Annotated in this window: 25 protein-coding genes; 10 read left to right on the plus strand and 15 right to left on the minus strand. The window is 64.9% G+C overall.

Annotated features, from left to right (window positions below; translation table 11 throughout):
- Positions 1-3 precede the first annotated feature (3 nt).
- Positions 4-354: a MerR family transcriptional regulator gene (locus AC1X6S_RS01400; protein WP_483404050.1), complete on the minus strand. Its 351-nt coding sequence runs from the start codon at positions 352-354 to the stop codon at positions 4-6.
- A gap of 56 nt (positions 355-410) precedes the next feature.
- Between AC1X6S_RS01400 and AC1X6S_RS01405 the strand changes: the two genes are divergently transcribed.
- Entirely contained in the window at positions 411-1,139 is a 729-nt protein-coding gene (locus AC1X6S_RS01405; protein ID WP_483404051.1) for an SDR family oxidoreductase, read from the plus strand.
- A gap of 69 nt (positions 1,140-1,208) precedes the next feature.
- Here the strand turns inward: AC1X6S_RS01405 and AC1X6S_RS01410 are convergent, their stop codons facing one another.
- The 3 genes from AC1X6S_RS01410 to AC1X6S_RS01420 are packed head-to-tail and all read right to left on the minus strand — an operon-like array spanning position 1,209 to position 4,160.
- Complete coding sequence (locus tag AC1X6S_RS01410) at positions 1,209-2,051, minus strand: ABC transporter ATP-binding protein (protein ID WP_483404052.1); 843 nt, start codon at positions 2,049-2,051, stop codon at positions 1,209-1,211.
- Positions 2,048-3,049, minus strand: a complete 1,002-nt coding sequence (locus tag AC1X6S_RS01415) for an ABC transporter substrate-binding protein (protein ID WP_483404053.1) — start codon at positions 3,047-3,049, stop codon at positions 2,048-2,050. The genes AC1X6S_RS01410 and AC1X6S_RS01415 overlap by 4 nt, the downstream gene beginning before the upstream one ends.
- A 16-nt stretch (positions 3,050-3,065) precedes the next feature.
- On the minus strand, positions 3,066-4,160 hold the full coding sequence (locus AC1X6S_RS01420) for a FecCD family ABC transporter permease (RefSeq protein WP_483404054.1): 1,095 nt from the start codon (positions 4,158-4,160) through the stop codon (positions 3,066-3,068).
- Positions 4,161-4,561: 401 nt separating this feature from the next.
- Here AC1X6S_RS01420 and AC1X6S_RS01425 point away from each other — a divergent pair, with 401 nt between their 5' ends.
- From AC1X6S_RS01425 to AC1X6S_RS01440, 4 genes are all read left to right on the plus strand, one after another.
- The gene (locus AC1X6S_RS01425) at positions 4,562-5,428 is read left to right on the plus strand and encodes a glycosyltransferase (RefSeq protein WP_483404055.1); all 867 of its coding nucleotides are present in this window, start codon (positions 4,562-4,564) and stop codon (positions 5,426-5,428) included.
- A gap of 23 nt (positions 5,429-5,451) precedes the next feature.
- Complete coding sequence (locus tag AC1X6S_RS01430) at positions 5,452-7,113, plus strand: GMC oxidoreductase (protein ID WP_483404056.1); 1,662 nt, start codon at positions 5,452-5,454, stop codon at positions 7,111-7,113.
- Positions 7,114-7,403: 290 nt separating this feature from the next.
- A complete protein-coding gene (locus tag AC1X6S_RS01435) occupies positions 7,404-7,937 on the plus strand; it encodes an HdeD family acid-resistance protein (protein ID WP_483404057.1) in 534 nt (177 codons plus the stop codon).
- Positions 7,938-8,002: 65 nt separating this feature from the next.
- Positions 8,003-9,151: an epoxide hydrolase family protein gene (locus AC1X6S_RS01440; protein WP_483404058.1), complete on the plus strand. Its 1,149-nt coding sequence runs from the start codon at positions 8,003-8,005 to the stop codon at positions 9,149-9,151.
- 82 nt (positions 9,152-9,233) lie between these two features.
- Here AC1X6S_RS01440 and AC1X6S_RS01445 read toward each other — a convergent pair whose 3' ends face one another.
- Positions 9,234-10,001, minus strand: a complete 768-nt coding sequence (locus AC1X6S_RS01445; protein WP_483404059.1) for an SDR family oxidoreductase — start codon at positions 9,999-10,001, stop codon at positions 9,234-9,236.
- Positions 10,002-10,163: 162 nt separating this feature from the next.
- Here AC1X6S_RS01445 and AC1X6S_RS01450 point away from each other — a divergent pair, with 162 nt between their 5' ends.
- The 4 genes from AC1X6S_RS01450 to AC1X6S_RS01465 all read left to right on the plus strand — a co-directional run bounded on the left by AC1X6S_RS01450 (position 10,164) and on the right by AC1X6S_RS01465 (position 12,914).
- On the plus strand, positions 10,164-10,634 hold the full coding sequence (locus AC1X6S_RS01450; RefSeq protein ID WP_483404060.1) for an NfeD family protein: 471 nt from the start codon (positions 10,164-10,166) through the stop codon (positions 10,632-10,634).
- Positions 10,631-11,662 carry an SPFH domain-containing protein gene (locus tag AC1X6S_RS01455; protein ID WP_483404061.1) on the plus strand — a complete coding sequence of 344 codons (1,032 nt, stop codon included), beginning with the start codon at positions 10,631-10,633 and terminating at the stop codon, positions 11,660-11,662. Before AC1X6S_RS01450 ends, AC1X6S_RS01455 begins: the two co-directional genes overlap by 4 nt.
- Positions 11,663-11,666: 4 nt before the next feature.
- Positions 11,667-12,464 (plus strand): glycerophosphodiester phosphodiesterase family protein, encoded by a 798-nt coding sequence (locus tag AC1X6S_RS01460; protein WP_483404062.1) that lies wholly within the window; start codon positions 11,667-11,669, stop codon positions 12,462-12,464.
- An 81-nt stretch (positions 12,465-12,545) separates the two neighbouring features.
- Positions 12,546-12,914 (plus strand): RNA polymerase-binding protein RbpA, encoded by a 369-nt coding sequence (locus AC1X6S_RS01465; RefSeq protein ID WP_108390926.1) that lies wholly within the window; start codon positions 12,546-12,548, stop codon positions 12,912-12,914.
- A 101-nt stretch (positions 12,915-13,015) separates the two neighbouring features.
- Here the strand turns inward: AC1X6S_RS01465 and lnt are convergent, their stop codons facing one another.
- From lnt to AC1X6S_RS01510, 9 genes are all read right to left on the minus strand, one after another.
- Positions 13,016-14,593 (minus strand): apolipoprotein N-acyltransferase, encoded by a 1,578-nt coding sequence (gene lnt, locus AC1X6S_RS01470; protein ID WP_483404063.1) that lies wholly within the window; start codon positions 14,591-14,593, stop codon positions 13,016-13,018.
- A 34-nt stretch (positions 14,594-14,627) separates the two neighbouring features.
- Positions 14,628-17,054, minus strand: a complete 2,427-nt coding sequence (locus AC1X6S_RS01475; protein WP_483404064.1) for a DEAD/DEAH box helicase — start codon at positions 17,052-17,054, stop codon at positions 14,628-14,630.
- Complete coding sequence (tatC, locus tag AC1X6S_RS01480) at positions 17,051-17,800, minus strand: twin-arginine translocase subunit TatC (RefSeq protein ID WP_108961850.1); 750 nt, start codon at positions 17,798-17,800, stop codon at positions 17,051-17,053. Before tatC ends, AC1X6S_RS01475 begins: the two co-directional genes overlap by 4 nt.
- A gap of 71 nt (positions 17,801-17,871) precedes the next feature.
- A complete protein-coding gene (gene tatA / locus AC1X6S_RS01485) occupies positions 17,872-18,171 on the minus strand; it encodes a twin-arginine translocase TatA/TatE family subunit (RefSeq protein ID WP_483404065.1) in 300 nt (99 codons plus the stop codon).
- Between the two features lie 51 nt (positions 18,172-18,222).
- Positions 18,223-19,230, minus strand: coding sequence for a helix-turn-helix transcriptional regulator (locus AC1X6S_RS01490; RefSeq protein ID WP_483404066.1), 1,008 nt, complete (start codon positions 19,228-19,230; stop codon positions 18,223-18,225).
- A complete protein-coding gene (locus AC1X6S_RS01495; RefSeq protein ID WP_483404067.1) occupies positions 19,223-20,254 on the minus strand; it encodes a helix-turn-helix transcriptional regulator in 1,032 nt (343 codons plus the stop codon). Before AC1X6S_RS01495 ends, AC1X6S_RS01490 begins: the two co-directional genes overlap by 8 nt.
- An 80-nt stretch (positions 20,255-20,334) precedes the next feature.
- Positions 20,335-21,270 (minus strand): FKBP-type peptidyl-prolyl cis-trans isomerase, encoded by a 936-nt coding sequence (locus AC1X6S_RS01500; RefSeq protein WP_483404068.1) that lies wholly within the window; start codon positions 21,268-21,270, stop codon positions 20,335-20,337.
- Between the two features lie 94 nt (positions 21,271-21,364).
- A complete protein-coding gene (locus AC1X6S_RS01505; protein ID WP_483404069.1) occupies positions 21,365-22,534 on the minus strand; it encodes a tRNA (adenine-N1)-methyltransferase in 1,170 nt (389 codons plus the stop codon).
- Positions 22,531-23,214: an HAD family hydrolase gene (locus AC1X6S_RS01510; protein ID WP_483404070.1), complete on the minus strand. Its 684-nt coding sequence runs from the start codon at positions 23,212-23,214 to the stop codon at positions 22,531-22,533. The genes AC1X6S_RS01505 and AC1X6S_RS01510 overlap by 4 nt, the downstream gene beginning before the upstream one ends.
- Before the next feature lie 102 nt (positions 23,215-23,316).
- On the opposite strand from AC1X6S_RS01510, the gene AC1X6S_RS01515 reads away from it, so the two are divergent.
- Positions 23,317-24,234: a proteasome assembly chaperone family protein gene (locus tag AC1X6S_RS01515; protein ID WP_234031325.1), complete on the plus strand. Its 918-nt coding sequence runs from the start codon at positions 23,317-23,319 to the stop codon at positions 24,232-24,234.
- Positions 24,235-24,280: 46 nt separating this feature from the next.
- On the opposite strand, the gene mshC is transcribed toward AC1X6S_RS01515, so the two are convergent.
- Positions 24,281-25,549: a cysteine--1-D-myo-inosityl 2-amino-2-deoxy-alpha-D-glucopyranoside ligase gene (gene mshC / locus AC1X6S_RS01520; protein ID WP_483404071.1), complete on the minus strand. Its 1,269-nt coding sequence runs from the start codon at positions 25,547-25,549 to the stop codon at positions 24,281-24,283.
- Positions 25,550-25,560: the final 11 nt, after the last annotated feature.

Genomic DNA, 25,560 nt, shown 5'->3' on the forward strand with positions numbered 1-25,560 from the left:
CTCTCAAACGGCCAGTCGATGGCGGGCGTCCGTGATGAGGTCGTCGAGTCGATCCCTGGTGGCGAGGAGCTCGCGGGCGCGCCGGTCGATGTCTTCGCGCTGGTGGTGCAGGCGCTCGACCATGGCTGGCGTTGTGGTGCCGGAGTAGATGCACGGCAGGAGCTCCACGATGACTTTGCTGGTCAGGCCGGCTGCTATGAGTTCCTGGATCAGGATGACTCGGTCGACCGCGTCGTCGCTGTATTCGCGGTGCCCTCCCGATGTCCGTGATGACAGGAGGAGACCCTGGGTTTCGTAATAGCGCAGGGACCTGACGCTGACCCCGCTGCTCGCTGCGAGTTCTCCAATGCGCATGCCTTGCCTTTCCACGACTTGAATCTGACACTAATGTCAGGTTTTATCCTGAGCCCATGAATATATCTGACGCAGTGGCACTGGTAACCGGAGCGAACAGGGGCCTGGGGCGCGAGTTCCTCACCCAGCTCGTGGCCGGGGGAGCGAGGAAGGTTTATGCGACGACTCGGCGTCCGGAGGAACTCGATGTCCTGGAACAAATGGGGGCACCGGGGCAGGTCACAGCTCTCCTGGTCGACATCACTGATTCCGCAACCATCGAGGCGGCTGCCGCTCGGGCCACGGACGTCAACCTGCTGATCAACAACGCCGGTATTGCAACAGCGACCGATCTGCTCACGGGTGACCTCAGCCGGATCCGTTCCGAGATGGACACCCACTTTTGGGGAACATTGGCAATGAGTCGTGCCTTCGCCCCGATCCTCGGCGCGAACGGGGGAGGAGCCATCGTGAACGTCATGTCACTGCTGTCCTTCCGGGTGTACCCGGGCAACGGTGCGTACGCCGCGGCGAAAGCCGCCGAGTGGCAACTCACCAACAGCACCCGCCTTGAGCTCGCCCGACAGGGTACGCACGTCCTCGGTGTGCATCTTTCCTCCACTGACACCGACATGATGAAGGAGTGGGATATCCCCAAGAACGACCCGCGGGTGGTGATTTCGGAAGTCCTCGACGCGCTGGCCGCAGGCGCCCACGAGTTCCTCGACCAGGACACCAAGGCCCTCAAGCAGCAACTGGGCGCGTCACCCGAGGTGCTGTACGACGGCGTCGGGGCCTTCGCCTGACCGAAGGGCATCGCCTTTTGGGTTGGCCAGGGGACAGGGCGGACCGTCCAGTTCAGCTCCTGCGTGCCGTTAGCGACGGCGGGACTCACTCGCCGCTGGATCGAGCGGTATCGCGGCCTCGGGCCAGTGCCGGTGTGTCGACGGATGTGCGGAGCTGAGTGATCGGAAGAGAAGCTGAGGACACCCATCCTCCGCTGAAATCCGTTGCATTTGGATGCCGTAGATTGGCTCGAGTATCTCTGGTCGGAGCACCTCGTCCATAGTGCCCGCCGAGACGACGTTCCCTCGGTCGAGCAGAACCAGACTGTCGCAGTACCGCGCGGCGAGATTGAGGTCGTGCAGCACAATGACCGTGGTGACGCCGAGTGCGCGCACCAGCGCGAGAATCTCGTGCTGGAAATGGACGTCAAGGTGGTTCGTCGGTTCGTCCATCAGGAGATGAGTCGCCTGCTGGGCAAGTGCGCGCGCGATCAGGACGCGCTGCTTCTCGCCACCGGAGAGGTCACCAAAATCGCGGTCGACGAGGTGTTCGGCACCCACCTGGCCCAGTGCGCCCGAAGCGATTTCGACGTCGCGCTCTGACTGCCGTTGCCACGTTCCGAGGTGTGGGCTGCGGCCGAGCATCACCGTATCGGCGACAGAGAGGGGCAGCTCGCCCGCCGGTTCCTGGACGACGACAGCGATGGTGCGCGCGAGATCCCGCGGACGGATGCCGGCAATCGACGTGCCGTCGACCTGGATCGTGCCCTCGTCGGGGGTGAGTGCGCGATACAGCGTTCGCAGGAGGGTGGTCTTGCCACTGCCGTTAGGGCCGATGAGACCGACGACCTCACCGGAGCGCGCCATCAGCGACGCGTTCACGAGTACCGCGGCTGCGGAATAGGAGTGGGTCACCCCGTCTGCTGAGATCATGATCCGGTGCCGAATCTCTCGACGATGCGTTCAAGGCCAGTGACCGAGAGCGGGGAGGGCGGTTCGGTGAAATTGAACGGCTGGACAAGCACCTCGCCGTCGGTGAGGGCCGTGAGCGCGTCGCTGCCCGGCAGGCTCCTGACTTCGTCCTCTACCCCGGCCGAATCACCCTGGTAGAGCAGGATCAGCACGTCGGGATCGCGCGCGATGAGTTCCTCGACACTCACTTCAAAGACACGCTCGGATGTGTCATCGAAGACGTTCGTGAAACCCGCTGCTTCCAGCTGGGGTTGTGACATCGATGCTCGGCCATAGGCGTACAGCGGACCGCCGCCAGCCGACGGATACAGCACAGCCGCTGTCCGATCGGGCGAGGGCGCTGTCGATTCCTCGACAGTGCCGACCCGGGCGGTGAGGTCCGCGACGAGCTGCTCGGCTTCGTCGTTCCGGTCGAAGATCCTGCCATAGGTCAGGACCTGGGCGTAAAGGGACTCGAATGAGGTGTCCTCGACGCCCGTCGGGCAGTAGACCGGCTGGATGAGGGTGTTTGACCCGCCGTCCAGCAGACCGGCACGCGTGAGGCCGTCGGGGAGACCGAGCACGAGGTCGGGCTCCTGGGCGAGGACGACTTCTGCAGAGATCATCAGGTGACCCGATGCGTCGATCTCGTCGGAAAGCGTGTCGATGGTGCCGATGCGTCCGGCGAGAGCGTCGTCGTAGTAGCCGTTGGGAAAAGGCCCAGCGCGGGAGACGACCCGGTCGAGCACGCCGAGCGCGTCGAGGATCGTTGCCGGGGCGCTTTCGAGCAGGACGATGCGTTCAGGGGCTTCTTCGAATGTGACCTCCTCGCCGCAGTTCTCGATCGTGAGCGGATAGGTCGTGTCGCCGTCGGCGCCACTCGCCGAACCCGCCGGTGCGTTCGCCGGTGCAGCGCATCCCGTCAGGGCGATGGTGAGCGCGCTGATCGTTACGGTAAGGAATCGGGTGGTTCTGGCCATGAGAGTCCTTCGGGGGTTACGGGCGACTGGCGTACATGCGGCGTACGAGAATGAGCAGGAAAGGGGCACCGACAACCGCGGTAAGGATGCCGATGGGGAGTTCCCGAGGCTGCATGACTGTGCGGGCGAGCGCATCAGCCCAGATCAGGAACAGTGAGCCGAGAAGCGCCGTGACCGGCAGCATCCTGCTGTGTACCGAACCAACGAGGCGCCGAGCGAGATGGGGGATGACGAGGCCGACAAATCCGATCGCGCCGGCGGCCGCGATCACGGCTCCCGTGCACAGGGCGACAATGACGAGCATGCCAACGCGAGTACGTGCGGGGGAGATGCCGAGAGTGACGGCGGTCTCATCGCCGGCCGCGATGGCGTCGAGTCGGCGCCCGTTGATCAGAAACGCTGCGAGGGCGACGAGCACGACCGCCATGACGGTCACGAGAACGATGTCCCACCGCGCGAGACCCAGCGAGCCGAGGAGCCAGAACATGACCGACCGGGACCCCTCCGCAGAGTCGGAAGCGAAGATGAGGAAACTGGTTGCTGCTGAGAGGGCGTAGCCGACAGCAACGCCGGAAAGCAACAGCCGCAGCGACGTGACACGCCCACCGGTGTGCGACACGAAGAACACGACGAGTGATGCGGCGAGCGCGCCGAGGAATGCACTGAGCGGCAGGGCATACTGGCCTGCGCCGGCACCAAAGCCGAAGAGAATCGCGCCGGCCGCGCCCGTCGACGCTCCGCCGGAAATCCCGAGGATGTAAGGGTCAGCGAGCACATTGCGCACCATTGCCTGCAGAGCGGCGCCACAGAGCGCGAGGCCGGCACCGACGGCGATGCCGAGCAGAACCCGCGGTATTCGGACGTTCCAGATGATCGTCTCATCGGCACGTGCCAGCGTCGTGTCCGGGGAGAAACCAAGGTGGTGGGCGATGACCTGCACGATCGTCGCTGGGGCGATGGTGACCGGCCCAATACCGATGGTCAGGACCGCCGAAACCAGAAGGCCAACGGCCAGGGCGAGCGTCCACAGCGCAGTGCGGCGACGGTTGGCGCGAATCGAGCCGGTGAGGCTTGCCGCCCGGCCTGTCGGCAGTTCGTCGATGGAGGTCATGGCCCCGCCTCTCTACGTGCGACATCGTCGCAGGTGAATGCGGGCGGTGAAAGGGACCTTCGGCCCCGCGGCAGGCGTTCAATTGCCCGATCAGGCCGGGAGGGCGCTGCCCCCCCCCCCGAGTTGGGGCGCGATTGGTGCGGGAGAACGGCGCTACCGTGAGGACATCGAAACGCGAGCGTCACTCAGTTAAGTGCTTCTGCGGTGTTCGACGCCACTATGTACCATGACACGCAGGGAGCAGCGATGACGCTACCCGAGCACGGACGCCCCGGTGGCTCCGTCGTAACCCCACTCAGAGGCCGGGCGGCTCGCGCTGATGTCAACTCCTGACCCGGTCGGCCGCGGGCGCAGGTCGCCGGAACTGTCGGCCATCCCCTGCGATGGCGGGGGAGCGCACGATGATCGATGATCGCGCCGGGTCGGGGGTGATCGTTATCCCGGCCCATAACGAGGCCGCGGTCATCGATCGGACGCTTCGCGGGCTGGCCGCCCTGTGTGAGCGAGCCGACGTCGAAGTCATCGTCGTGTGCAACGGATGCACTGACGAAACGGCATCCATCGCTCGTGCCGTTCCGGGCGTCACCGTCGTCGAGATCCCGGAGGCATCGAAGACCGCCGCCTTGAACGCGGGCGATGCGCACGCCACCCGGTGGCCGAGGCTTTACCTTGACGCAGACATCGAGGTGGCACCGGATGCCGTCATCGCCGTCTTCGAGGAACTTCAGGCGCCGGGAAGCGTCGCCGCTCGCCCTCCCTTTGTTTACGACACCTCGGGTGCCTCGTCACCCGTCAAGGCCTACTATCGGGCCAGAAGCCGGATCCGGGTTCCCGAGAACCGATTGTGGGGCGCCGGGGGATACGCGCTGAGCAGAGCAGGCCACAGCCGGTTCGCCGCCTTTCCCGACGTGACGGCTGATGATTCCTGGATCGATGCTCAGTTCGCAGAGGGTGAGAAGCGCGTTGTCGGCACGCTGCCCATGCGTGTGAGGACTCCGCGTAACCTCGACGGCCTGCTGGCCGTGCTCACACGCCAGCGCAGGGGACAGGTGGAGCTCGGTGTGCCATCGGCGACGTCACGCCGTTCCCTTTCGCTTTTCGCCTCCATTCGCGGGCCGCGCAGCGCAGCGGATGCCGCGTGGTATGTCGGGCTGACGGCCATCGCCCGCCATCGGTCGCGCGCGGCACTCCGGTCCCGGGTCCGGTTCTGGGAGCGAGATTCGTCCACCCGGCCGGACGCGGCGCTCGACAGGGGAGCAGCCAGGTGAGCACGGGGTACACGGTCCCCGCGGTGAGCGGCAACGTTGACTGCTGTGTCGTTGGAGCGGGGCCCGTCGGTCTCGCTTTCGCGCTCGAGGCGGCGAATGCCGGCCTTTCGGTGCTCCTCGTCGACGCCGGTACGGCCACATCAGGACGACGCAAAAATCCCCGAAGCGTCGACGGACCCGACCTCATCGTCGATCCGCGGAGGCATGTGCCGATCCAGCAAGCGACCCGCCGCGGCATCGGGGGAACGTCATGGTTGTGGGGCGGCCGCTGCGTGGGGTTCGATCCTCTTGATTTCGAACACCGCGGGTTTGTTCCTGCCTCCGGGTGGCCGGTCAGTATCGACGACGTCACGCCATGGGCGGCTGCCGCTGCCGATTATCTCGACTGTGGTTCGGCAGGGTTCCGTTCGGAGGTCACCGGCTGGCCGGACCTCGGCGCGGTTGAGGTGTCCCAGGTCGAACGGTGGTCGCGGCAGCCCAGGCTCGCCGGCCGTCTCGGGCGTCTTGTTGTCGAGCATCCCGGCATCACCCTGACGCTCGACTCTCCGGTTATCGATATGGATGTCACTCCTGGCGGAAGCGTCCGCTCGCTCGTCGTGCAGCACAAGGGCAAGCGAACGCACGTCGAGGCGGCGCGGTTTGTGCTCGCCCTGGGGGGACTGGAGACCACCCGGCTGCTCCTGAGGGTCCAGCGCGCGCGCCCCGCGATGTTCGGCGGCGTCGATGGGCCGCTCGGACGTTACTACATGGGCCACGTGACCGGGAGCATCGCGGATATCGTCTTCGTCGATCCGGACCGGGCAAGGGAGATGGACTTCCGGAGGGACGGCGACGGCACGTACCTCAGGAGGCGCTTCACCCTGTCGGAGGAGGCCCAGCGGAGCCATAAGCTCCTCAATACAAGCTTCTACATCGACAACCCGCCGTTCTACGCGGCTGAGCACCGCAACGCAACGCTCTCGCTCGTCTACCTCGGGCTGATGATTCCGCCCATCGGGCGCGCCCTCCTTGCCGAGGGGATTCGGCTCCGGCACATCGGGCCTCGGCCGCACCGGATCGCTGCCCACATAGCGAACGTGTTTCGGCGCCCGTGGCGGGCCGCAGCGGATGTCGTCGATGTGCTCAGGCGGCGGTATCTCTCGCCGGTCCGGAAGCCCGGATTCATCCTCGGGAACGACACTGGCCGGTACGCCATTCACTACCACGGTGAGCAGGTGCCGAACGGGGAGAGCCGTCTGACGCTCGTCCCGGATGGCACGGGCTCTCGGCTCTCGATCGACTACCGTTATACCGACCAGGACATCGACTCGGTGATGCGCAGTCATCAACTTCTCGACGAGCGGTTGCGGGCGGCGGGTATCGGCCGCATCGAGTACCTTGCACCGACGGATGACCTGGTGCTGGCATCCGTCTGGGAGCAGGCGATCGATGGCTTCCACAGCATCGGGACGACCCGGATGAGTGTTGATCCGGCCGACGGGGTTGTCGACGCCGATTGCCTGGTTCATGGAACCGAGAATCTCTACATCGCCTCGAGCAGCGTTTTCCGTACGGCGGGGGAGGCGAACCCGACATTCCTGGCGACCTGCCTCGCCGTCCGACTGGTTCATCACATCGCCGAAAAAAAGAACGACGGGCCCCGCGGTGGCGCCGACGAGCTGCCGAGCTTTCCGACGGCGCACTAGGCCAGAGTCATGGCACCGCGCGAGCATTGCGCGCGTGTATTGCGCTCGGGCCGGGTAGGGGCTGGAGACCGGGCTGATTCACGGTAATTTCTCCTTGTTGACATAATGTGCATTATCGGAACGGCGAAATGCAGAATAGTTCCAGTGCCACTGGCGGAGGGTCGGGACCAGGGTGACAATCGTCACAGCAGATCGGCGGCGGCCGTCGCTGCGGCGTCAGGACGGCTCGTGAGGCGTTCTGGAGAACGGAGATGGCTGTGTCCTATTTTTTTCACACCGAGTCAGTCGGCATGGGATTGCCGCAGCTGAGAACTGCCCGGACGATCGTCATCGTCCTCGGCGTTGTCGCCATCGTCACTGGCATCGCGATCTTCGCCTGGCCTCGAGCGACGCTGTCGATCGTTGCGTGGCTTTTCGGGCTCTACTTCGTCGTCAGCGGCATTGCGCGGATCGTCAGGGCGATCGCAGCGAGTGGCCAGCCTGCCTCGTACCGGGTGTTCCTTGCGGTGCTTGGCATTCTTCTCCTGGTCGGTGGTGTGTTCGTCTTCGCCAATCCGCTGTTCGGTGTCGCCGTTGTGGCTGCGGTCATCGGCTTGACCTGGATCGTCGAGGGAATCGGTGTCCTGATGGATGTGCCCAGGGGCGGCGCAGCCTGGCTCGCCGTGCTCGTCGGTGTCGTGAGTATTCTCGGCGGTCTCGTGCTGTTGTTCGCCCCTGTCGCCGCGACCGTGTTCTGGCTGCGGGTGTCTGCCGCCCTGCTCGTGATCGTCGGTGTCATGCAGGTCGCCCAGGGCATCACTCTCGGTCGGGTGTCCCGAGTGTAGCTACTTGACATAATCACATGAGATTGGGGTCGAAACTGGCCGCGCGCGGTCACTATGGTGATGCGATGGATGACAGGACGATTCGCCCGTTTCGTGTCGAGGTTGCCCAGGCCCAGCTAGACGCCTTGAACCAACGCCTCGAACTCACGCGCTGGCCGGACGAACTGCCCGGCGTTGGCTGGTCGTACGGCGTGCCCGTCAGCTACCTGCGCGAACTCGCTGGGTACTGGCGGACCTCATTCGACTGGGGTGCATGGGAGGCGACGCTCAACGGCTTCCCGCAGTTCACAACGACCATCGACGGGCAGAACGTCCACTTCCTGCACGTCCGCTCCCCCGAGTCGGACGCGCTTCCGCTCATCCTCACCCACGGGTGGCCGGGTTCTATTGTGGAATTTCTTCACGTTCTTGGGCCGCTCTCCGATCCCCGAGCGCACGGCGGCGATCCGGCGGATGCTTTCCACGTCGTCGCCCCATCGATCCCCGGCTTCGGATTTTCGGGTCCAACGACCGAGACGGGCTGGAACATCGCGCGCGTGGCACGCGCCTGGGCGGAACTGATGGCTCGCCTCGGTTACGACCGCTACGGTGCCCAGGGCGGAGACAGCGGATCGGTGATCTCACCGCTCCTGGGGCATCTCGTACCGGAGCGCGTTGTCGGAGTCCACGTCAACGGGAGCCTGGGCTTCCCGACGGGCGACCCCGCAGAGCTGAGTGGTTTGCGCGACGCAGATCAGGCACGGCTTGCGGCGCTGCAGCACCAACTCGAGGACGGTGCTGGCTATGCGATCCTGCAGTCAACCCGGCCGCAGACCGTCAGTTTTGGCCTGACCGACTCCCCCGTCGGCCAGCTGGCCTGGATCGTCGAGAAATTCAAGGAATGGACGGATCCCGCCTTCGAACTCCCTGAAGAGGCGGTCGATCGTGATCAGCTGCTCGCGAACGTCAGCGTGTACTGGCACACCGGTACAGCGGCGTCATCGGCGCGGCTATACAAAGAAGGACAATCGGGTTGGGGCCAGCGCGCGCCGCGTTCGGAGGTGCCGTCCGGCGTGGCGGTCTTCCCCGGTGACTACGGGATCCGACGAATCGCGGAACGGGACAACAACGTCGTGCACTGGTCGGAGTTCGATCGTGGCGGGCACTTCGCCGCAATGGAGGCCCCGGATCTCCTGGTCGGCGACGTTCGGATATTCTTCAGCGGCCTCCGCTGACTGCGCCCGGCTGACAATCCGGCTGACAGCTCGTCACTGTCGCCGCGCTGCGGTGGGTTATCGAGCGCCGGGTGCGGGCAGGCTACCCGGCGGTGTTGAAGTCGCTGGTGTCTCCGACGTACCTGGTGTTGTCCCCCGGGATCGGCTGGACGGCGGCGAGGACGACTTCGGCGGCGAACTCCCCCACGTTGTAGAGCTTGCCGGCTGAGTCCTTGCGCGAACTGATCGCGCCGGGGTTCGCCCGCTCCAGAAGCGTCGCTGTGATCGTGCCCTCGATCATGTCGCCGGACACGACAACAAACTCAATGCCGCGTGCCGTGAGTTCCGGGAGCTTCTCGCGGAGAGCGTCCTCCCCCGCGCGCTTCGACAGTGCGACCGGGATGTACTCGGGCATCGTCGGTGTTGTCCGAATGAAATGCGCCTGGTGGCTCGTGACGAAGACCACGCGAGATCCCTCGGAAAGGAGAGGCAGCGCAGCCTCGAGGACGTTGAGCTGGGCGTCGCGGTTGAGCTGCATGGCGTAGTCCTCGGCCATCCCGCTCTCCATACCTCCGGAGGCATTCAGCACGAGAACGTCAAGGGAGCCGAGTTCCGTCCTGACGGTTTCCATCATCGCCGTGACGCTGGCGGGATCGGTCAGGTCGGCGCCGACGGTGATCGCGGTTCCGCCCGCTGCGCGGATCAAATCGGCGAGCTTTACCGCCCTCGCTTCTTTGTTGCGGTAGTTGATGACCACGCGCGCGCCGGCTTCAGCGAAGTAACGGACGGTGTCTGCACCGATGCCACGGGACGAGCCGGTGACGAGGATGTTCTTTCCGGCGAGCGAGCCCGGGGCGAGAGGGTTGGACACAGTTGACTCCTTAACACACAGCGCGATACGGCCGGACGGCAGCTGATCCCGGCACCCGACACTATCAAGAAGTTTCGGTGCGCCGCGGTGGCCGACTGATAGATTCGGTGTGAGACGCGGAGGGGCGCCCACCACGAGCCGCTTCGCCACCGGGAGGTACGCATGGACTGGATCGTCGAGAACATCTGGATTGTCTGGCTGGTCCTCATGCTTCTCTTTGTGACCATCGAGATGCTCAGCCTCGAATTCACCTTCCTGATGCTCGGCATCGGGTCGGCCATCGGTCTCGCGTCAGGTTTTCTCGGCGTGCCGTGGTGGGCCCAGTTCCTCATCGCCGCTGCGGCATCCGTCCTTCTGCTCCTGCTCGTTCGTCCTTCCCTGCTCCGTGCTCTCCGGAAGGGGGCGGATCCCGCGAAGAGCAACGTTGACGCACTCGTGGGTACGACGGGGCGCGTGGTTCAGCCCGTCAACGGGCACAGTGGCCAGGTCAAGCTGGCCAACGGCGAGCTCTGGACGGCGAACGTGCCTTCCGAGTCGGAGGCACTCACGCTGGAACCGGGAACGCAGGTACAGGTCCAGGCCATTCGCGGCGCAACCGCCGTGGTGGTCCCCACAGGGAGGAACGCATCATGAACAACGCGTCAGACGTCGTCGGCACGGTTATCGCCTGGGTTGTCGGCGTTGTCATTCTCATCTTCATCCTCGTCGTGCTGTTCCGTGCGATCCGGATCATTCCGCAGGCATCGGCCGGCGTGGTCGAACGTCTCGGCCGCTACCACAAGACACTGCAACCGGGGCTGAACCTCCTCGTGCCGTTCATCGACAGGGTCCGCCCGCTCATCGACATGCGTGAGCAAGTGGTGTCGTTCCCGCCGCAGCCGGTCATCACCGAAGACAACCTCGTCGTCTCCATCGACACCGTCGTCTACTTTCAGGTAACGGATGCCCGCGCAGCGACCTATGAGATCGCCAACTACCTCGGCGCGGTCGAGCAGCTCACCACCACCACCCTCCGAAACGTCGTCGGTGGGCTCAACCTCGAAGAGGCGCTGACCAGCCGCGACAACATCAACGGGCAGTTGCGCGTCGTTCTGGACGAGGCGACGGGCAAGTGGGGAATCCGCGTCGGCCGGGTCGAGCTCAAGGCCATCGATCCGCCCGTGTCCATCCAGGACTCGATGGAGAAGCAGATGCGTGCCGAGCGTGACCGGCGGGCACTCATCCTCACCGCCGAGGGAACCAAACAGTCGGCGATCCTCACGGCGGAGGGAGCGCGCCAGGCTGCGATCCTCAGCGCTGAAGGTGACGCGCGCGCCGCTGTGCTGCGCGCGCAGGGTGAGGCCGAGGCCATTACGACCGTCTTCGATGCCATCCACCGCGGCGACGCCGACCCGAAGTTGCTCGCGTACCAGTACCTCCAGACCCTCCCGAAGCTCGCGGAGGGCACGGCGAACAAGTTGTGGATCATCCCGTCCGAACTGACCGAAGCGGTCAAGGGGCTCGGAAAAGCGTTCGTCCCCGGCGCTGCGGATGACCAGCCGCAGAGTCCGCCGCCTCCAACCCCTGACGTGCCGTCGAGCGTCTTCCCGACGAGCGTTCCCCCGGTGTTCCCACCCGCGTCACCCTCCGCTCCCCCGGCGGCACCGCCTGGGGCAGAATAGCGCTGTGCCAACTGCCGGAATTGCCACGGGCTCGCGGTATCTGACCCCTCAGGGACCACGGGTGTTCGCGCACCGTGGCCTCGCCATCGGCGTACCGGAGAACACGCTCGCCGCGTTCCAGGCCGCGGTCGACGCTGGCACCGATTACATTGAGACCGACGTTCACGCCACAGCAGACGGCATCGCCGTCCTGGTCCACGACCCGGAGATTCGGGTTGGCGTCGTCTCGCACGTGGTGCGAGACGTGACCTTTGACCAGCTCTGCCTGCTCGATCTGGGTGACGGCCACCGGGCACCCACCCTGGCAGAGGCGCTTGCGGCCTTTCCGCACATCCGCTTCAACATCGACGTGAAAGACGAACGAGCCGCCCGGCCAGCGGCGCGGGCGATCCGCGCTGCCGGGGCGATGGATCGAGTACTCGTGACGTCATTTGACGAGTCCAGGCGGCTGCGGGCTCTCGAAATTCTGGATGGTGTCACCAGTTCGGCGTCATCCCGGCTGTTCGCGCGGGCACTTGTCGGTGCCAAGATGGGCATTCCCGCGTTCGTCAGGCGATCACTGACCGGTGTGGCCATCGTGCAGATCCCTGAGCGCTACAAAAACGTTCAACTCGTCACCCCACGGACGCTCCGCACGCTGCACCGCGCCGGTGTCGAGGTACACGTCTGGACGGTCAACGCACCGGCAGACATGCGACGCTTACTGGACCTCGGTGTCGACGGAATCATCACCGACCGCGCCGACATCGCGCTCACCGTGGTCAGGGAGTGGCAAAGCGCCTCTAGGCAATCTGGAGGTTAGCTGCGAATATCCGCTCAGCGGGAAGCTTCTGCCCAGTTTGGGGGTCTATAACTGGAGGAGCAAACGAGAGGGGACCACACAATGGCAGATCGCAGTTTGCGCGGAATGCGCCTCGGCGCCCAGAGCTTACAGAGCGAAGAGGGCGTCGTATTTTCGGAACGGACTCGATCCGTGTATCTGTGCCCTGAATGTAACCACGAGAGCGCACTGATGTTCGCTGCCGACGCGGAACCCCCGGAGACCTGGGAGTGCCGTCACTGCGGGCACGAGGCCGTACTCATGGTTGGTTCAGAGCCGATCACTATCGATAAATCAGATCAGAAGCAGGCACGAACCCACTGGGACATGCTGCTCGAACGCCGGTCACGTGAGGAGCTCGAGGAGCTTCTCGAAGACCGGCTCGCCTTCCTCAGGGAACGTCGCGGACTGAACAAGAAGGTCGGAGCCTAAGCTCCACACCGGATGAATGGGGCGCTCGCTGTGCGGGCGCCCTTTTTGCTGCCCCCGCGCGGCTCAGGGCAATTCGGCGCCGGATCACGCTGGCCGGTGCCTCACACCGGCTGTCGGTCGGCGGTGCGCCTCGGTATTCCGGTCGGGGTGACTGACGACCCACGCCGTCGTGGCCGGCAGAGCCCGGCGACGATGAGTGCACCGAGACCGAACAGCGAGATGGCAGCCTCGATTTGTGCACCGTAGAGCATGGCGGGGGTCTTCGCGTTCGACGTCGGAACCGTCTCGACCATGGCGCCGGGCTCATAGGCAGGGATCTCGGTCAGGGTTTTCCCGTCGGGGCCGATCATCTGGCTCGTCCCTACCGTGGAGATATTGACGACGCTTCGTGATGACTCGATGGCACGGAGCCGCGCGATCGCCAGTTGCTGCTGGTTCTCATCGGTCCGCCCGAAGTCCGCATTATTGGTTTGCGCGATGATGACCTGGGCTCCCCGGTCCACTGCTTCACGGGTCAGGGCGTCATCGACGATGTCGAAGCAAATCGAGATACCGGCGATCACACCGTTCACGTTGAAGATGTTATCTCGGGTGCCCGGTGTGTACTCCCGGGCAACGAGGCCGATCAGGTCCGGCGCAAACGGCTCCCAGAACTCACGGTCAGGCACGTACTCGCCGAAGGGTACCGGGTGACGCTTGTCGTAGTAGTCAAGAGCGCCGGTGCCGGCGACCCACAGCAGGGAGGTGTTGAAGTATTCGTCGCCACGCTCGGTGACCGTTCCGGTCAGGATCGGCGCTCCGACCTGTGACGCCAGGTAGTCCAGGACGCCGGCGGCCTGCGGGTCAGTGAGGGGGTTGAGGTCTGACCCGTTCTCCGGCCAGACAACCATGTCCACCTCGGTGCCGACGACATCGAGTGTCGCGGATGCCTGCGCAGCGAGGATATCTCCCGGCTCGCGGTCATCGAAGTATCCCGCTTTCGCGTTGCCCTGGACGGCGGCAATCGTCGCCTCCCCGCTCTGCACGAACGGTACAGCCGGTACGGCGAGTACTGCGGCGATGGCGGCAGCGGGGACGGCTATTCGTGTGAACGTGGTGAGGGCATCAGGCTCGCGGATGACCTGGATCGTGAGAACGATCAGCCAGACCATGAGAAAGCTCAGACCGCTCAGCCCGACCCAGGCGACGAGCGGTGCGAAGGGGCTCTCGGATTGGCTCAACGCCATCCTGCCCCATGCGAAACCGCCGTACGGCCAGGTGCTGACGAGCGCCTCGCGGGCGGTCCACAGGCCGGCCACGACGACAGGGAGAAGGACGAGCCTGCCGAACCTGTTGTTCCAGACCCGAGGGATCCAGCGGAACGCGAGTGTGATGAGGACCGCGCCGACGGCGAAGAAGATGGACTCGAGAACGGAGAGCGCGATCCAGGGCACCGGTCCGAGGTACAGGGAGACCCACGACACGTGCACGAGGTAGAACGAGACGCTGCCGATGAATCCAACGAGAAGCGCTCCGCCGACGCTCCGGCCGATCAGGCAGACGAGAAAGATTGCAGCCCCGACAAACGCGAGCGGCCAGATTCCCTTGTCGGGAAAACCGGCGTCGAGGACCGGGCCGGATGCCGCGGCCAACAGGATGGCGGCGGTGAGGGGCAGGAGCGGTCGGGTCGGGCGGGTCACTCTCCCAGCCTAGGTTGTCGCCGCCCCCGAAACCTCACACTGAGCTGTATGCGACGATGCCGCGGCGGATGGCATCCAGTGCCTTACGGGCATTGCGGCCCACGCCCCCGTCGGCAACCATCGACAACTGGTCAAGCAGGTCGATCGTCTGCTTGGTCCAGCGGACGAAGTCACCCGCTGCCATATCGGCGTCGAGAAGCACCGAATTGAGCGTCGAACCGCGGGCCCACTTATGCATGGCGATGGCGAGACCGGTGGCCAGCGGTTCGCTTCCTGGCAGTCTGTGGTCCTGTTCGGTGTCGTCGAGGCGGGCCCAGAGGTCCTGGGTCTTGTCGAGCGCGACGCGGAACGCACCACGCGGGAGGAATCGTTCGGGCACCTGCCCCTCATCGCGGCGCGGTTCGAACACGATGCAACTCGCCATTGCGGCGAGGCTCGCCGGGTCGAGGTCGTTCCAGAGATTGCGGTGCAGGGCCTCGGCGACCAGCAGGTCCCGTTCGCCGTAGATCCGTTTGAGGGTCCGACCGGCTGCACTCAGTTCGAGCTGACCGCCATCTCCTGGAACGAGGTATTCGTACTCGACCAGCACATCGGTGACCCGGTCGAAGATCTTCGCAACGGCGCCGGTGCGCGTCGCGATCTGCCGGGTGAGCTGGTCGGTCTGCTTCTTCAGCTTGAAATACCGTTCTGCCCACCTGGCGTGCTGCTCCCGGTCGGGACAGTTGTGGCACGGGTGAGCGGAGAGCCGCTTTCGCAACCCGTTGACCCTGCGCTGGCGCTTTTCACGCGTCGCGCGCGACCCGTGCTCCGCCTGTGCCGACCCGCGCTCAAGATCAGTGAGTTCACGCCTCATCGAGGCATACTCGCGGAAATCACCGAGGTGACAGGTCATCGACTCGGCGTACTTGGCGAGTGATGCCTCCTGCTCACGCACCTTCCGTGCGATTCCGACGACCGCCCGGTCGGCCTGGAACTGTGCGAACGACGACTCGAGGATCTCCCTGGTGCGCTCCCGGCCGAACTGGTCGATCAGGTTCACCGCCATGTTGTAGGTCGGTTTGAAGCTGGAGTTGAGCGGATAGCTCCGGCGGGATGCGAGGGATGCAACGGACTGCGGGTGAAGACCGTCCTGCCAGGTGACGACGGCGTGTCCCTCGACGTCGATGCCGCGGCGACCGGCCCGACCGGTGAGCTGGGTGTACTCCCCCGGAGTGATCGGCACTCGCGCTTCGCCGTTGAACTTCTCGAGCTTCTCGAGCACAACCGTCCGTGCGGGCATATTGATCCCGAGCGCGAGCGTCTCCGTGGCAAAGACCGCCTTGACGAGCTTCTTCCTGAAGAGCTCCTCGACGACCTCCTTGAAGGCGGGCAGCATGCCGGCGTGGTGGGCAGCGACGCCACGCTCGAGTCCTTCGAGCCACTCCCAGTAACCGAGAACCGCGAGGTCTTCATCGGGCAGTTGGGAGCAGCGCTCCTCGACGATTGCCCGGATCTCGTCTCGCTCGTGGACTTCCGTGAGCCGGATGCCCGAGCGCAGTACCTGGGCGACGGCCTGGTCGCACCCGACCCGGCTGAAGATGAAGAAGATGGCGGGCAACAGGTGGTGCTCGTCAAGAAGGCGGATGACGTCGCCCCGGTCGATGCGCTGGGGAGGACGGCGGCCGCCCTTGGCGTTGTACCTGGAGACGTCGTTGTGCTGCCTGGTGTTGGGGTTGCGTCCGCCGAACTGCGCCATTCGGACGAGTTCGGGGTTGACCTGGGACGTGTCAGCGAGCGACGGCGCCGCAAACAGGTCGATGAGTTTGCCGCGCATGAGGACGTGCTGGTCCAGTGGGACCGGTCGTTCCTCTGACACGATGACCTCGGTGTGGCCGCGGACAGCCTGGAGCCAGTCGCCGAATTCCTCGGCGTTGGACACCGTTGCGCTCAGGGAAACCATCCGGACCTCTTCGGGAAGGTGGATGATGACCTCTTCCCACACTGCCCCGCGGAACCTGTCGGCGAGGTAGTGCACCTCGTCCATGACGACGTAAGCAAGGTCAGTGAGGAGGTCGGAATTCGCGTAAAGCATGTTCCTGAGCACCTCGGTCGTCATGACGACGACCCGCGCGTGCGCGTTGATATTGGTGTCTCCGGTGAGGAGGCCGACCGAATCGGCACCGTACTCGGCGACCAGTTCGCCGAACTTCTGGTTGCTCAGCGCCTTCATCGGCGCCGTGTAGAACACTTTCCGCCGCGGGCTCTGCATGGCAGCGTAGATGGCGAACTCGGCGATGATCGTTTTGCCGGCTCCGGTTGGCGCTGCAACGAGAACGCTGTTGCCCGCCTCGATACTCGCGCAGGCCTCGATCTGGAATGGGTCAAGGTCGAAGTGCTGCTTCTCGCGGAAGGCATCGAGAAGAGGGGTTTTCCGTCGGGAGGCCGCGTAGCGCTCCGCTGGGCTGAGGTCTGCGGTGGTCACAGGGCCAATTCTGCGTCGAGGGCGGCCTGCCGCTTCGCGGCGCGGCGGTCGTGCACGTATGCGACTCCATACGCGGCGAAGTACAGGATGATCATGGGTATGGCGAGCAGGAACATCGAGATCACGTCGGCCGCTGGTGTGGAGATCGCACAGAACACGGCGATCACGAGCACCGCAATCCGCCAGGACTTGATGATGGTCGCCGCGCTGAGGACACCGACAAAGTTGAGCAGGACGAGGAAGACGGGCACGACGAAAGCGATACCGATGGCGAGCAGCAGCTTCAACACGAAGTCGAAGTAGATCCCGGCGTTGAAGAAGTTGGAGGCTTCCGCCGGAGTGAAGCCGACCATCAGCTCAACAATGTGGGGCATGATGAGCCAGCCGGCCGCGCACCCTGCAAGGAACAACGGCACTGCGCTCAGCAGGAACCCGAGCGCGTAGCCGATCTCTTTCCGGGTGAGACCCGGGACCAGGAACGCCCAGATCTGGTATAGCCAGATCGGGCTCGAAATGACGATGCCCAGGGTGAGAGCGACCTTCATCCTGAGGTCGAACGCACCAGTGACGGCGTCGAAGTTGAGGAGCGCCTGGCCGCGTTCAACGGCAATCTCAGTGATCGGGGCGGCCATCATCCTGATCGCCCATTCGGACAGGACGAACCCGCCGATCATTGCGATCACAACACCGGCGGCGATGATGAAGAGGCGTTTCCGCAGTTCGACCAGGTGCTCGCCGAGCGACATCCGGCCTTCGGCGTTCTTTCCCCTGGAGCGCTGTGCGCTTTTTCGCCCGGTGGTTCCCTGAGTCACTGACCTTACGGTTTCGTGTGTGTCTCTGGCGCGCTGGATGTAGCGGTCTCAGTCGGGTAAGCCGGAGGCGCCGTTTCTGTCGGGTAGACCGGGGTGGCCGTTGCGGACGTCGTCGTCGGCGGAACGGGAACTGTCGGGTCGACCGGGGTGGTCGTTTCGGGCTTGTCGCTCTTGATCTCGTTCTTGAAGATCTTCATTGACTGTCCGAGGCTCTTGGCGAGGCCAGGGAGCTTCGGTGCGCCAAAGAGAAGGAGCACGAGGAACACAATGATGAGCAGGTGCCAGCCGGTGAGGTTACCTAACATGATCCATCCTTTGATTGGTGCCGTTAGGCAGAAGTTTAGCGTGGTTCAAAGCTATCGCGGGTTTTCTGGCAGGCGACTGGAAGCATCGCCGTCGGCATACCTGTCGATCGCGGCCTGTGCCCAGTCCGCAACCCGGGCACGCGCCGACGCCGGCTCGACCACCGTAAGAACTCCGGCCAGTCCGGCAACCAGCCTCTTGAGCCCGTGGGTGTGGGCGAGGTGAAGGGTGACCCTCGTGTGCCCTGTGCCTCTGGGCTTGGCGGGTTCCGCCGTGAGGTAGTCGGAGATCAGCGGAAGCGCGCTTGCGTCCAGCTCGACGACGACGCTCAGGTCGGTGTCGCTCGGTTCGAAGAGCCTGTCGCCGAGGGGAACGTCATCGGCTCTTCGGCTGATCGGGACGCTCGTCGCCACGAGCGCACTCATCCGGTCAAGCCGGAAGGTACGGGCGGCGTCGCGACCGTGGTCCCATCCCCTCAAGTACCAGTCCTGGTCGAGGGACTCGATCCGCAGCGGGTCGACCGCTCGTCGTTCCAGTTCGCCGCGCGAGTTGAGGTAATCGAACTCGATCCGGGATCCTGCGCTGACGGCATCCCGAATGATTCTGAGATACTCATCGACCTCGGATGACCCAACCGCGACTTCACTCGGCGTGCCGGACGCGCCCCTGGACAGCTTCGCCAGGAGCGAGACCAGGACTCCCCTGTCGGCCTGCTCCGGGAGCGATGACAGGTACTGCAACCCGGCAATGAGGGCAGCTGCCTCACGAGCTGAGAAACGCGGAGAGTCGTCGATCGCGACGAGATGAGTGATGGCGATTTCGTCGCGCTCGTCGAACAGGTCCCAGTCGATGTCGAAGAGGTCCTCGTGCTGGTACGAGCTGGTCTCACCCGGTACACCGGAGACCGCGATCAGGTTGACCGAGTCGCGGATCTGGGTCTCGGACACACCGAAGTGCCGCGCCGCCTCCTGGACGGAGACCTGGCCCTTGTCCATGAGGTACGGCACAAACGCGAGCAGGAAGGCGAGCTTGTCCCGCCCGTGTGGTGTCGAACTAGCCATTGTCAAGTCCGTCCGCTGGGGCGTCGAGGTGCCGGTCTCTGGTGGTGATGTGCCTCGCGAGCACCGCGGTGCGCAGGCGTTCCGGGCTCAGCACGAGTACTTCAGGGCCGTAACTGGCGAGCTCGTCCGCAAGCACGTCGACGTCGGTGTAGTGCAACCGGAGTTCGGTGGAGTCGTTGTCGGATGCCGGCTCGGCGCGTTTGGAGAGCCGCGTGGCGGCATCCGTTCCCGGTTCGACAGTGACAACGGCAACCTGAGCCTCCCAGAGGGCGTCGAGAGCACGGAGCGACCGTTCCGCATGCCCAACGGTTTCCGGGGGAAGCCACGTCTTGCTGGTCGTCGTGACCGGCCCGACGATGCGACTCAGCAGGAAGGTTCTGCCCTCGTTCACTTCCATGTCCTCGGCGGACAGGTGCCAGCGGCCATGGTGCTGGACCAGCGCGAGCGGCGCAACGGTCCGTGTCCGTGGGCTGGCCTCACCGGGTTTGAGATAGGGGAACGTCACAACGGCGTGTTTCTCGAGCGCGAGGCGCAGCGGATCGAATGAGCTCTCCCGGATCCGCACCCGTGGCGCGTATCCGATGACCGGCTCGTCCGACTCGATGCCGAGGGAGTTGAGCTTGAGCAACGCCCGCTGGGACTCGGCCGACAGTGACCCTTGCTGCCACACGGTCGCGGCGAGCGACAGCATGGCTATCTCGGTGGGCGAGAACGTGATGTCGCTGGGCAGGTCATACTCCCCCTTGGGGATCCGGTAGCGCAGCGACTGGTTGTTGCCGGGATCGCCCGGTGTTTCGATCGTCTCGAGCGGGATGCCGAGTTCACGGATGTCGTCTTTGTCGCGTTCGAACTGGCGGTCGAGGCTCGCGTTGTCGCCGAACGCGGAGTACCGCTGCCGATATCCCTGGACGGTCGACAGGATCTCGGACTTGGTCAGGCCCTGTTCGGTCGCGAGCAGGGCCAGAACGAGGCTGAAGAGTCGTTCCTCGACGGGGACTGGCGCTGCAGCGCGGGGTTCTTGCACAGCATCATCATAGTTGCGCCGGGAGCGGGAATCCGGCGGACCCGAGCCGACTGGCGCGGGTCCGCCGGCGAGGCGGTCGATCAGTTGACGGTGCCCAGAATGTCGACGACGAAAACGAGCGTCGATCCGGCGGGGATCGTTGCTGAACCCTGTTCGCCGTACGCGAGCTCAGCCGGGATGACGGCGATGATCTGCGAACCGACCGTCTTCCCCTCGAGGGCTGTCGCGAGGCCGGGGACTATGCCGTCGAGGCTGAAGACAGCCGGTGTCGCGTCGTCCCATGACGTGTCGAAGATACTGTTGTCATCCCAGAGCGCGCCGGTGTAGTGAACGACGACGCGGTCATCGGCGGAGACCGTGTCTCCGCTTCCGGTCTTCAGGGTCGCAACCTTGAGCTCGGTGGGAGCCTCTGATTTCGGGACGGTGATGCCAGGGGTGCCGTCCGCTGCCGTGACAACACTGGGGAAGCCCGACTGGAAGACGGGGGTCGGTGTGCCGTCGGCCTTGGCGAGGAATGCGTCCGTGATGTCCGCGACCATAATGACGGCGTCGTTCGACTCGACTCCGAGTTGGGCGCTGCCTTGGTCGCCGAATGCGTCGGCGGGGGTCATCACGGCGGCGATGCGCGATCCGACGGTCGAGCACGCGATGCTGTCAGCCATCCCTGGCAGGAGCTGCGACGGCAGGTAAACCCCGGGCTCGGCGTACGCGCCTTCTTCGATGGGCGCCCCTGTTGTGCCGTTGTAGAAGGAGAAGCTCATCTCAACGAGCTGGTCGTCGGTGATTTGTGCTCCGTCACCCTCGATCAGTGTGGAGACCTGGGTGGTGTCCGTCTTCAGCGGGGTGGGGAAATCAACTTCCTTCAGCGAACCGAGGGCTCCCGTCGCGTCGACGAGCGTTGACGCGTCACCGGAGGAGACCGGTGAGTCGCAGTCGCTTCCCGTTGCGGGTGCGCAGCCCGTGAGGGTGGCCAGGACGACGCCTGCGGTCAGGAGCAATGCGGGTGCCTTCTGCACGGTGCCTCGATTTCGTACTCGGGTGTTCTCGACGGGAACCAATTGGGTTGGTGTCCCCTGTGTGGCGTGACTCTCACCTCTCGCCCGGGCCATCTTAGCCACGCGGCGTTTCTCCAGGCTCGGAGTTTGCAGTGTCCGTCGCATCAGTGTCGGGTTCGATGGCTGAGACGGAGTCGGCGGACCCCTCGCTGGCGGCGGATTCTCCTGAGTCCCCCACAGGTGCCTCAGCGGCTGGTCCAAGGCCCCTGGCCTTGGAGAGCTCGGCGGAATTGGCCACGCTTCTGACCCTCTTGCGCAGGATCTTGGCGCTGACGTTCCGCTCACCGAGAGCGCCCGGCGTCCACTGTTCGACATCGTCATCGCTGAAGTCGGACTTGCTCGGCCTGCGCTTGAGCTCGGGAAGGATTGTTCCGTCTGCGAGCTTTCTCGCGGTGATGAGGAAGCCGGTGTGGCCGATCATCCTGTGGTCAGGTCGCACGGCGAGTCCCTCGACGTGCCAGCCACGGACGATGGTCTCGCTCGAGTCAGGGTTGGTGAAGCGCCCTGTCGCCCGAATGGCCTCTGCGACTCGCGAAAGCTGGGTCACAGTCGCGACGTAGCAGAGGATGACTCCACCCGGCTTCATCGCGTCTGCGCACGCGTCGATGCACTCCCACGGTGCGAGCATGTCGAGGACGACGCGGTCGACCGAGTCCGGCTCCATGGTGGTCGGCAGCGTCTCGGTGAGGTCGCCGACGGAGACCCTCCAGTTTTCGGGGTCATACCCAAAGAAGGTGGCGACGTTGCCGCGCGCAACATCGGCGAACTCGTCACGTCGCTCGAACGATTCGAGCCTGCCTGTCGGCCCGATGGCCCTGAGGATCCAGAGCGAGAGAGCGCCGGAGCCCACACCGGCCTCGACGACTGTTGCACCGGGGAAGATGTCTGCAAGTCCGACGATCTGCGCGGCATCCTTCGGGTAAATGATGGCTGCGCCCCGCGGCATCGACATGACGAAGTCAACGAGGAGTGGGCGCAGGGCGAGGTACTCGATGCCGTCGGTGGTCGTGATGACCGAACCGTCGGGCAGGCCGATGATGGTGTCGTGGCTGACGATGCCGCGATGGGTGTGGAATTCCTTGCCCGGTTCCAGGGTAATCGTGTTGCGTTTGCCCTTCGGGCCGGTGAGCTGTACCCGATCACCGACACGGAACGGCCCGGAGTTCTGCGGTCGCTCGTCGGTGGGCGGTGTGGTGGCTGGCTGGGTGGCGGAGGTGTCGGTCATCGGGGAAGTCCTTCGGTTGCGCGAGCGGCAACGAGGGCGGCGAGATCGACGCTTGTCCTGCCTGCGAGTGTCGGCCAGGTGGTGTGAGAGTCAGATGGGGCTATCGAAACAGCGTGCGGGACAGCGACGGCCATGCTGCCGGCGGCGACAGCGGATGCCAGTCCGGCGCGTGAGTCCTCGATGGCAACGCAGTCAGCAATGTCGACTCCGAGCAGCCGGGCCGCGGTGAGGTAGGGCTCCGGGTGCGGTTTCGGGTTTTCGACCTCGTCACCGGTGACGAGTACGTCGAACGCGTCGAATGGGATGTGAGAGACAACCTGTTCGGCCATCCTGCGGATGGACATGGTGACCAGCGCCGTTTTGACGCCGAGGGATCTGAGTTCCTCGAGCAGTTCGCGGGCTCCTGGACGGAACGGGACACCGTCTTTCTCGAGCCGTTCCTGCACCCGGCTGGTGAGGTGGTTGACGATGTCGTCTGCGGTCATCTCAACCCCGTGATCCTGGAACACCTTCGCGGATTCCCACAGGCCTGCACCGACGAGGGTCATCGCGTCTTCGTAGGTCCAGGTGTGCCCGAACGACTCGACGAGGTCGGTTTCGGCGGAGATCCAGTACGGCTCAGTGTCGACGATGGTGCCGTCCATGTCCCAGAGGACAGCGGCGGGTAGCTGTGTAGTCACGAGTTTCAATGCTACCTGTTGCCGGAGAGCGCCTATTCTGGAACCAGTGCGGGCGAGAGCCAGCCAATACTGCGTCGGGGAAACCCGTGGAATGGGGAACTAGTGCTGAGTGGTCGGTTGCTCGTCGTCGCCTTCGAGGGCTGGAACGACGCTGGTGAAGCAGCCACGGGTGCTGTCCGTGTGTTGCAGGAGCAGCTCGACGTCTCGGCGATCTTCGAGATCGACCCCGAGCTCTACTACGACTACCAGTTCAACCGGCCGGTGATCGCCGTCGATGACGACGGCAAGCGCCGGATCACCTGGCCAACGGCAACTCTCTATGGCCCGAGCGCCCCGGCCGCGGACACTGACGCCCCTGCACCGCTCGCTGACGATGCGGACCTCAGCGTCAGCGGTTCCAACGGCGGCAATATTTTCCTGCTGGTTGGCAGCGAGCCGTCGCGCAGCTGGAAAGCGTTCACCGCGGAGATCATCGACGCGGCACTCACCCACGACATCTCGACGATCGTCTTTCTCGGTGCCATGCTCGCCGATGTTCCCCACACCCGCCCGATCTCCATTTTCGCGTCGAGCGAGAATGACGAGATGCGGGGTGAGCTTCAACTCGAACGCAGCAGCTATGAGGGCCCCGTCGGGATCCTCAGCGTGCTCGCCGAGGCGGCCGAGCAGGCCGGAATCTCCACCCTTTCGATTTGGGCATCAGTCCCCCACTACGTGCACAACGCGCCATCGCCGAAGGCGGTGCTTGCCCTCATCGACAAGCTCGAGGAGATCGTCGATGTCGTGATCCCGCGCGGCGACCTGGTTGAGGAATCCGGCGAGTGGGAGAACGGCATCAACGCGCTCGCGGGCGATGACGAAGACATGGCCGCCTACATCGCTCAGTTGGAACAGGCGCGCGACACCGTGGAATCCCCCGAGGCCAGCGGTGAGGCCATCGCCAAGGAGTTCGAGCGCTACTTGCGCCGCTCAGGTGACGGCAAGGGCGACGGCCGCAACGAGCCCCCGGCCCGCGGCTGAGTCCCCCGCCTCACCGCTTCTCGCTTTCAGCCGTGCCGTTCGACGGTCAGAGTTCCACGCCGAGCAGCGCGTGAATGGCGCGGCGAATCAGCTCGGGGTCGGTCACACCGCTCGTCGCCGCGTCGTCGATCACACGGAGCGCAGCAGGCGTGTCGAGGTCGAGCTGGAGCGCCGACCGAAGGGCCGAGAGCACTGCGTGCGAATCGAAAGCGTCCGGGGTCGCAGCACTCGTGCTGATGTCGTCCGTCGGCCTGAAGGCGCTCTGCCACAGGCTGAGCCGCGCCGCCGCGTCGACGAGCAAACGGTCGGTCCACTCCCAGTCCGAGCGGTAGTGGTGTGCGAGGATCGCCAGCCGAATCGAGCGCGCGTCGACGCCCGACTGAAGCAGGCGGGAGATGAGCACGAGGTTCCCGAGCGACTTCGACATCTTCTCGCCCTCGAAGGCGACGAGGCCGGCGTGGCTGTAGACCCGTGCTAGCGGGTGCCCGCTCAGGGCAGACGCGTGGCCGGCACTGAGTTCGTGATGCGGAAAGACGAGGTCGCCGCCGCCGCCCTGCACCGTGAAGTCGGTGCCGAGCTCCATCAGGGCGATCACCGAGCACTCGATATGCCACCCGGGCCGGCCGCGGCCGACGCTCGAAGGCCAGCTCGGCTCCGAGTCGCGTGCCGCGCGCCAGAGGAGTGGATCGAGGCGATCGCGCTTACCGGCGCGGTCCGGGTCTCCCCCGCGCTCTGCGAAGTACTTCACCATGGTTTCTGCGTCGTAATTGCTGACGTCGCCGAGCTTCCACGGGCCGATTTTCGCAGCCGCGGCACTGTCGAAGTAGATGTCGTCACCGACGGTTGAATCCGGGGTCGGCACAGAGTATGCCGCTCCTGCGGCCACAAGCCGTCTGACTGCCTCGGCTATTTCGTCGAGCACCTCGGTGACCGCGACGTAGTTCTCGGGCGGGAGGATGCTGAGGGCCTCCATATCGCCCCGGAACAATTCGACCTGGCTTTCGGCGAGGTCTCGCCAGTCGACTCCCGTGGCTGCCGCGCGTTCGAGCAGGGGGTCGTCGATGTCGGTGACGTTTTGGGCGTAGTGGACCTCGAGGCCGCCGTCGAGCCACACGCGCTGCAGGGTGTCGTAGGCAAGGTAGGTCGCAGCGTGTCCCATGTGGGTCGCGTCGTACGGCGTGATCCCGCAGACGTACAACCGCGCGATCTCCCCGGTGTGTGCCTCAATCATGCCGCCGGTTGCTGTGTCGAAAAGACACGGCGGAAGCGAGTTGCCGGGGAGGGTCGGGACGAGCGGTCTATTCCATGCCTTCACCTGTCCAGCCT

This window comes from Mycetocola sp. Y442, from assembly GCF_056898615.1.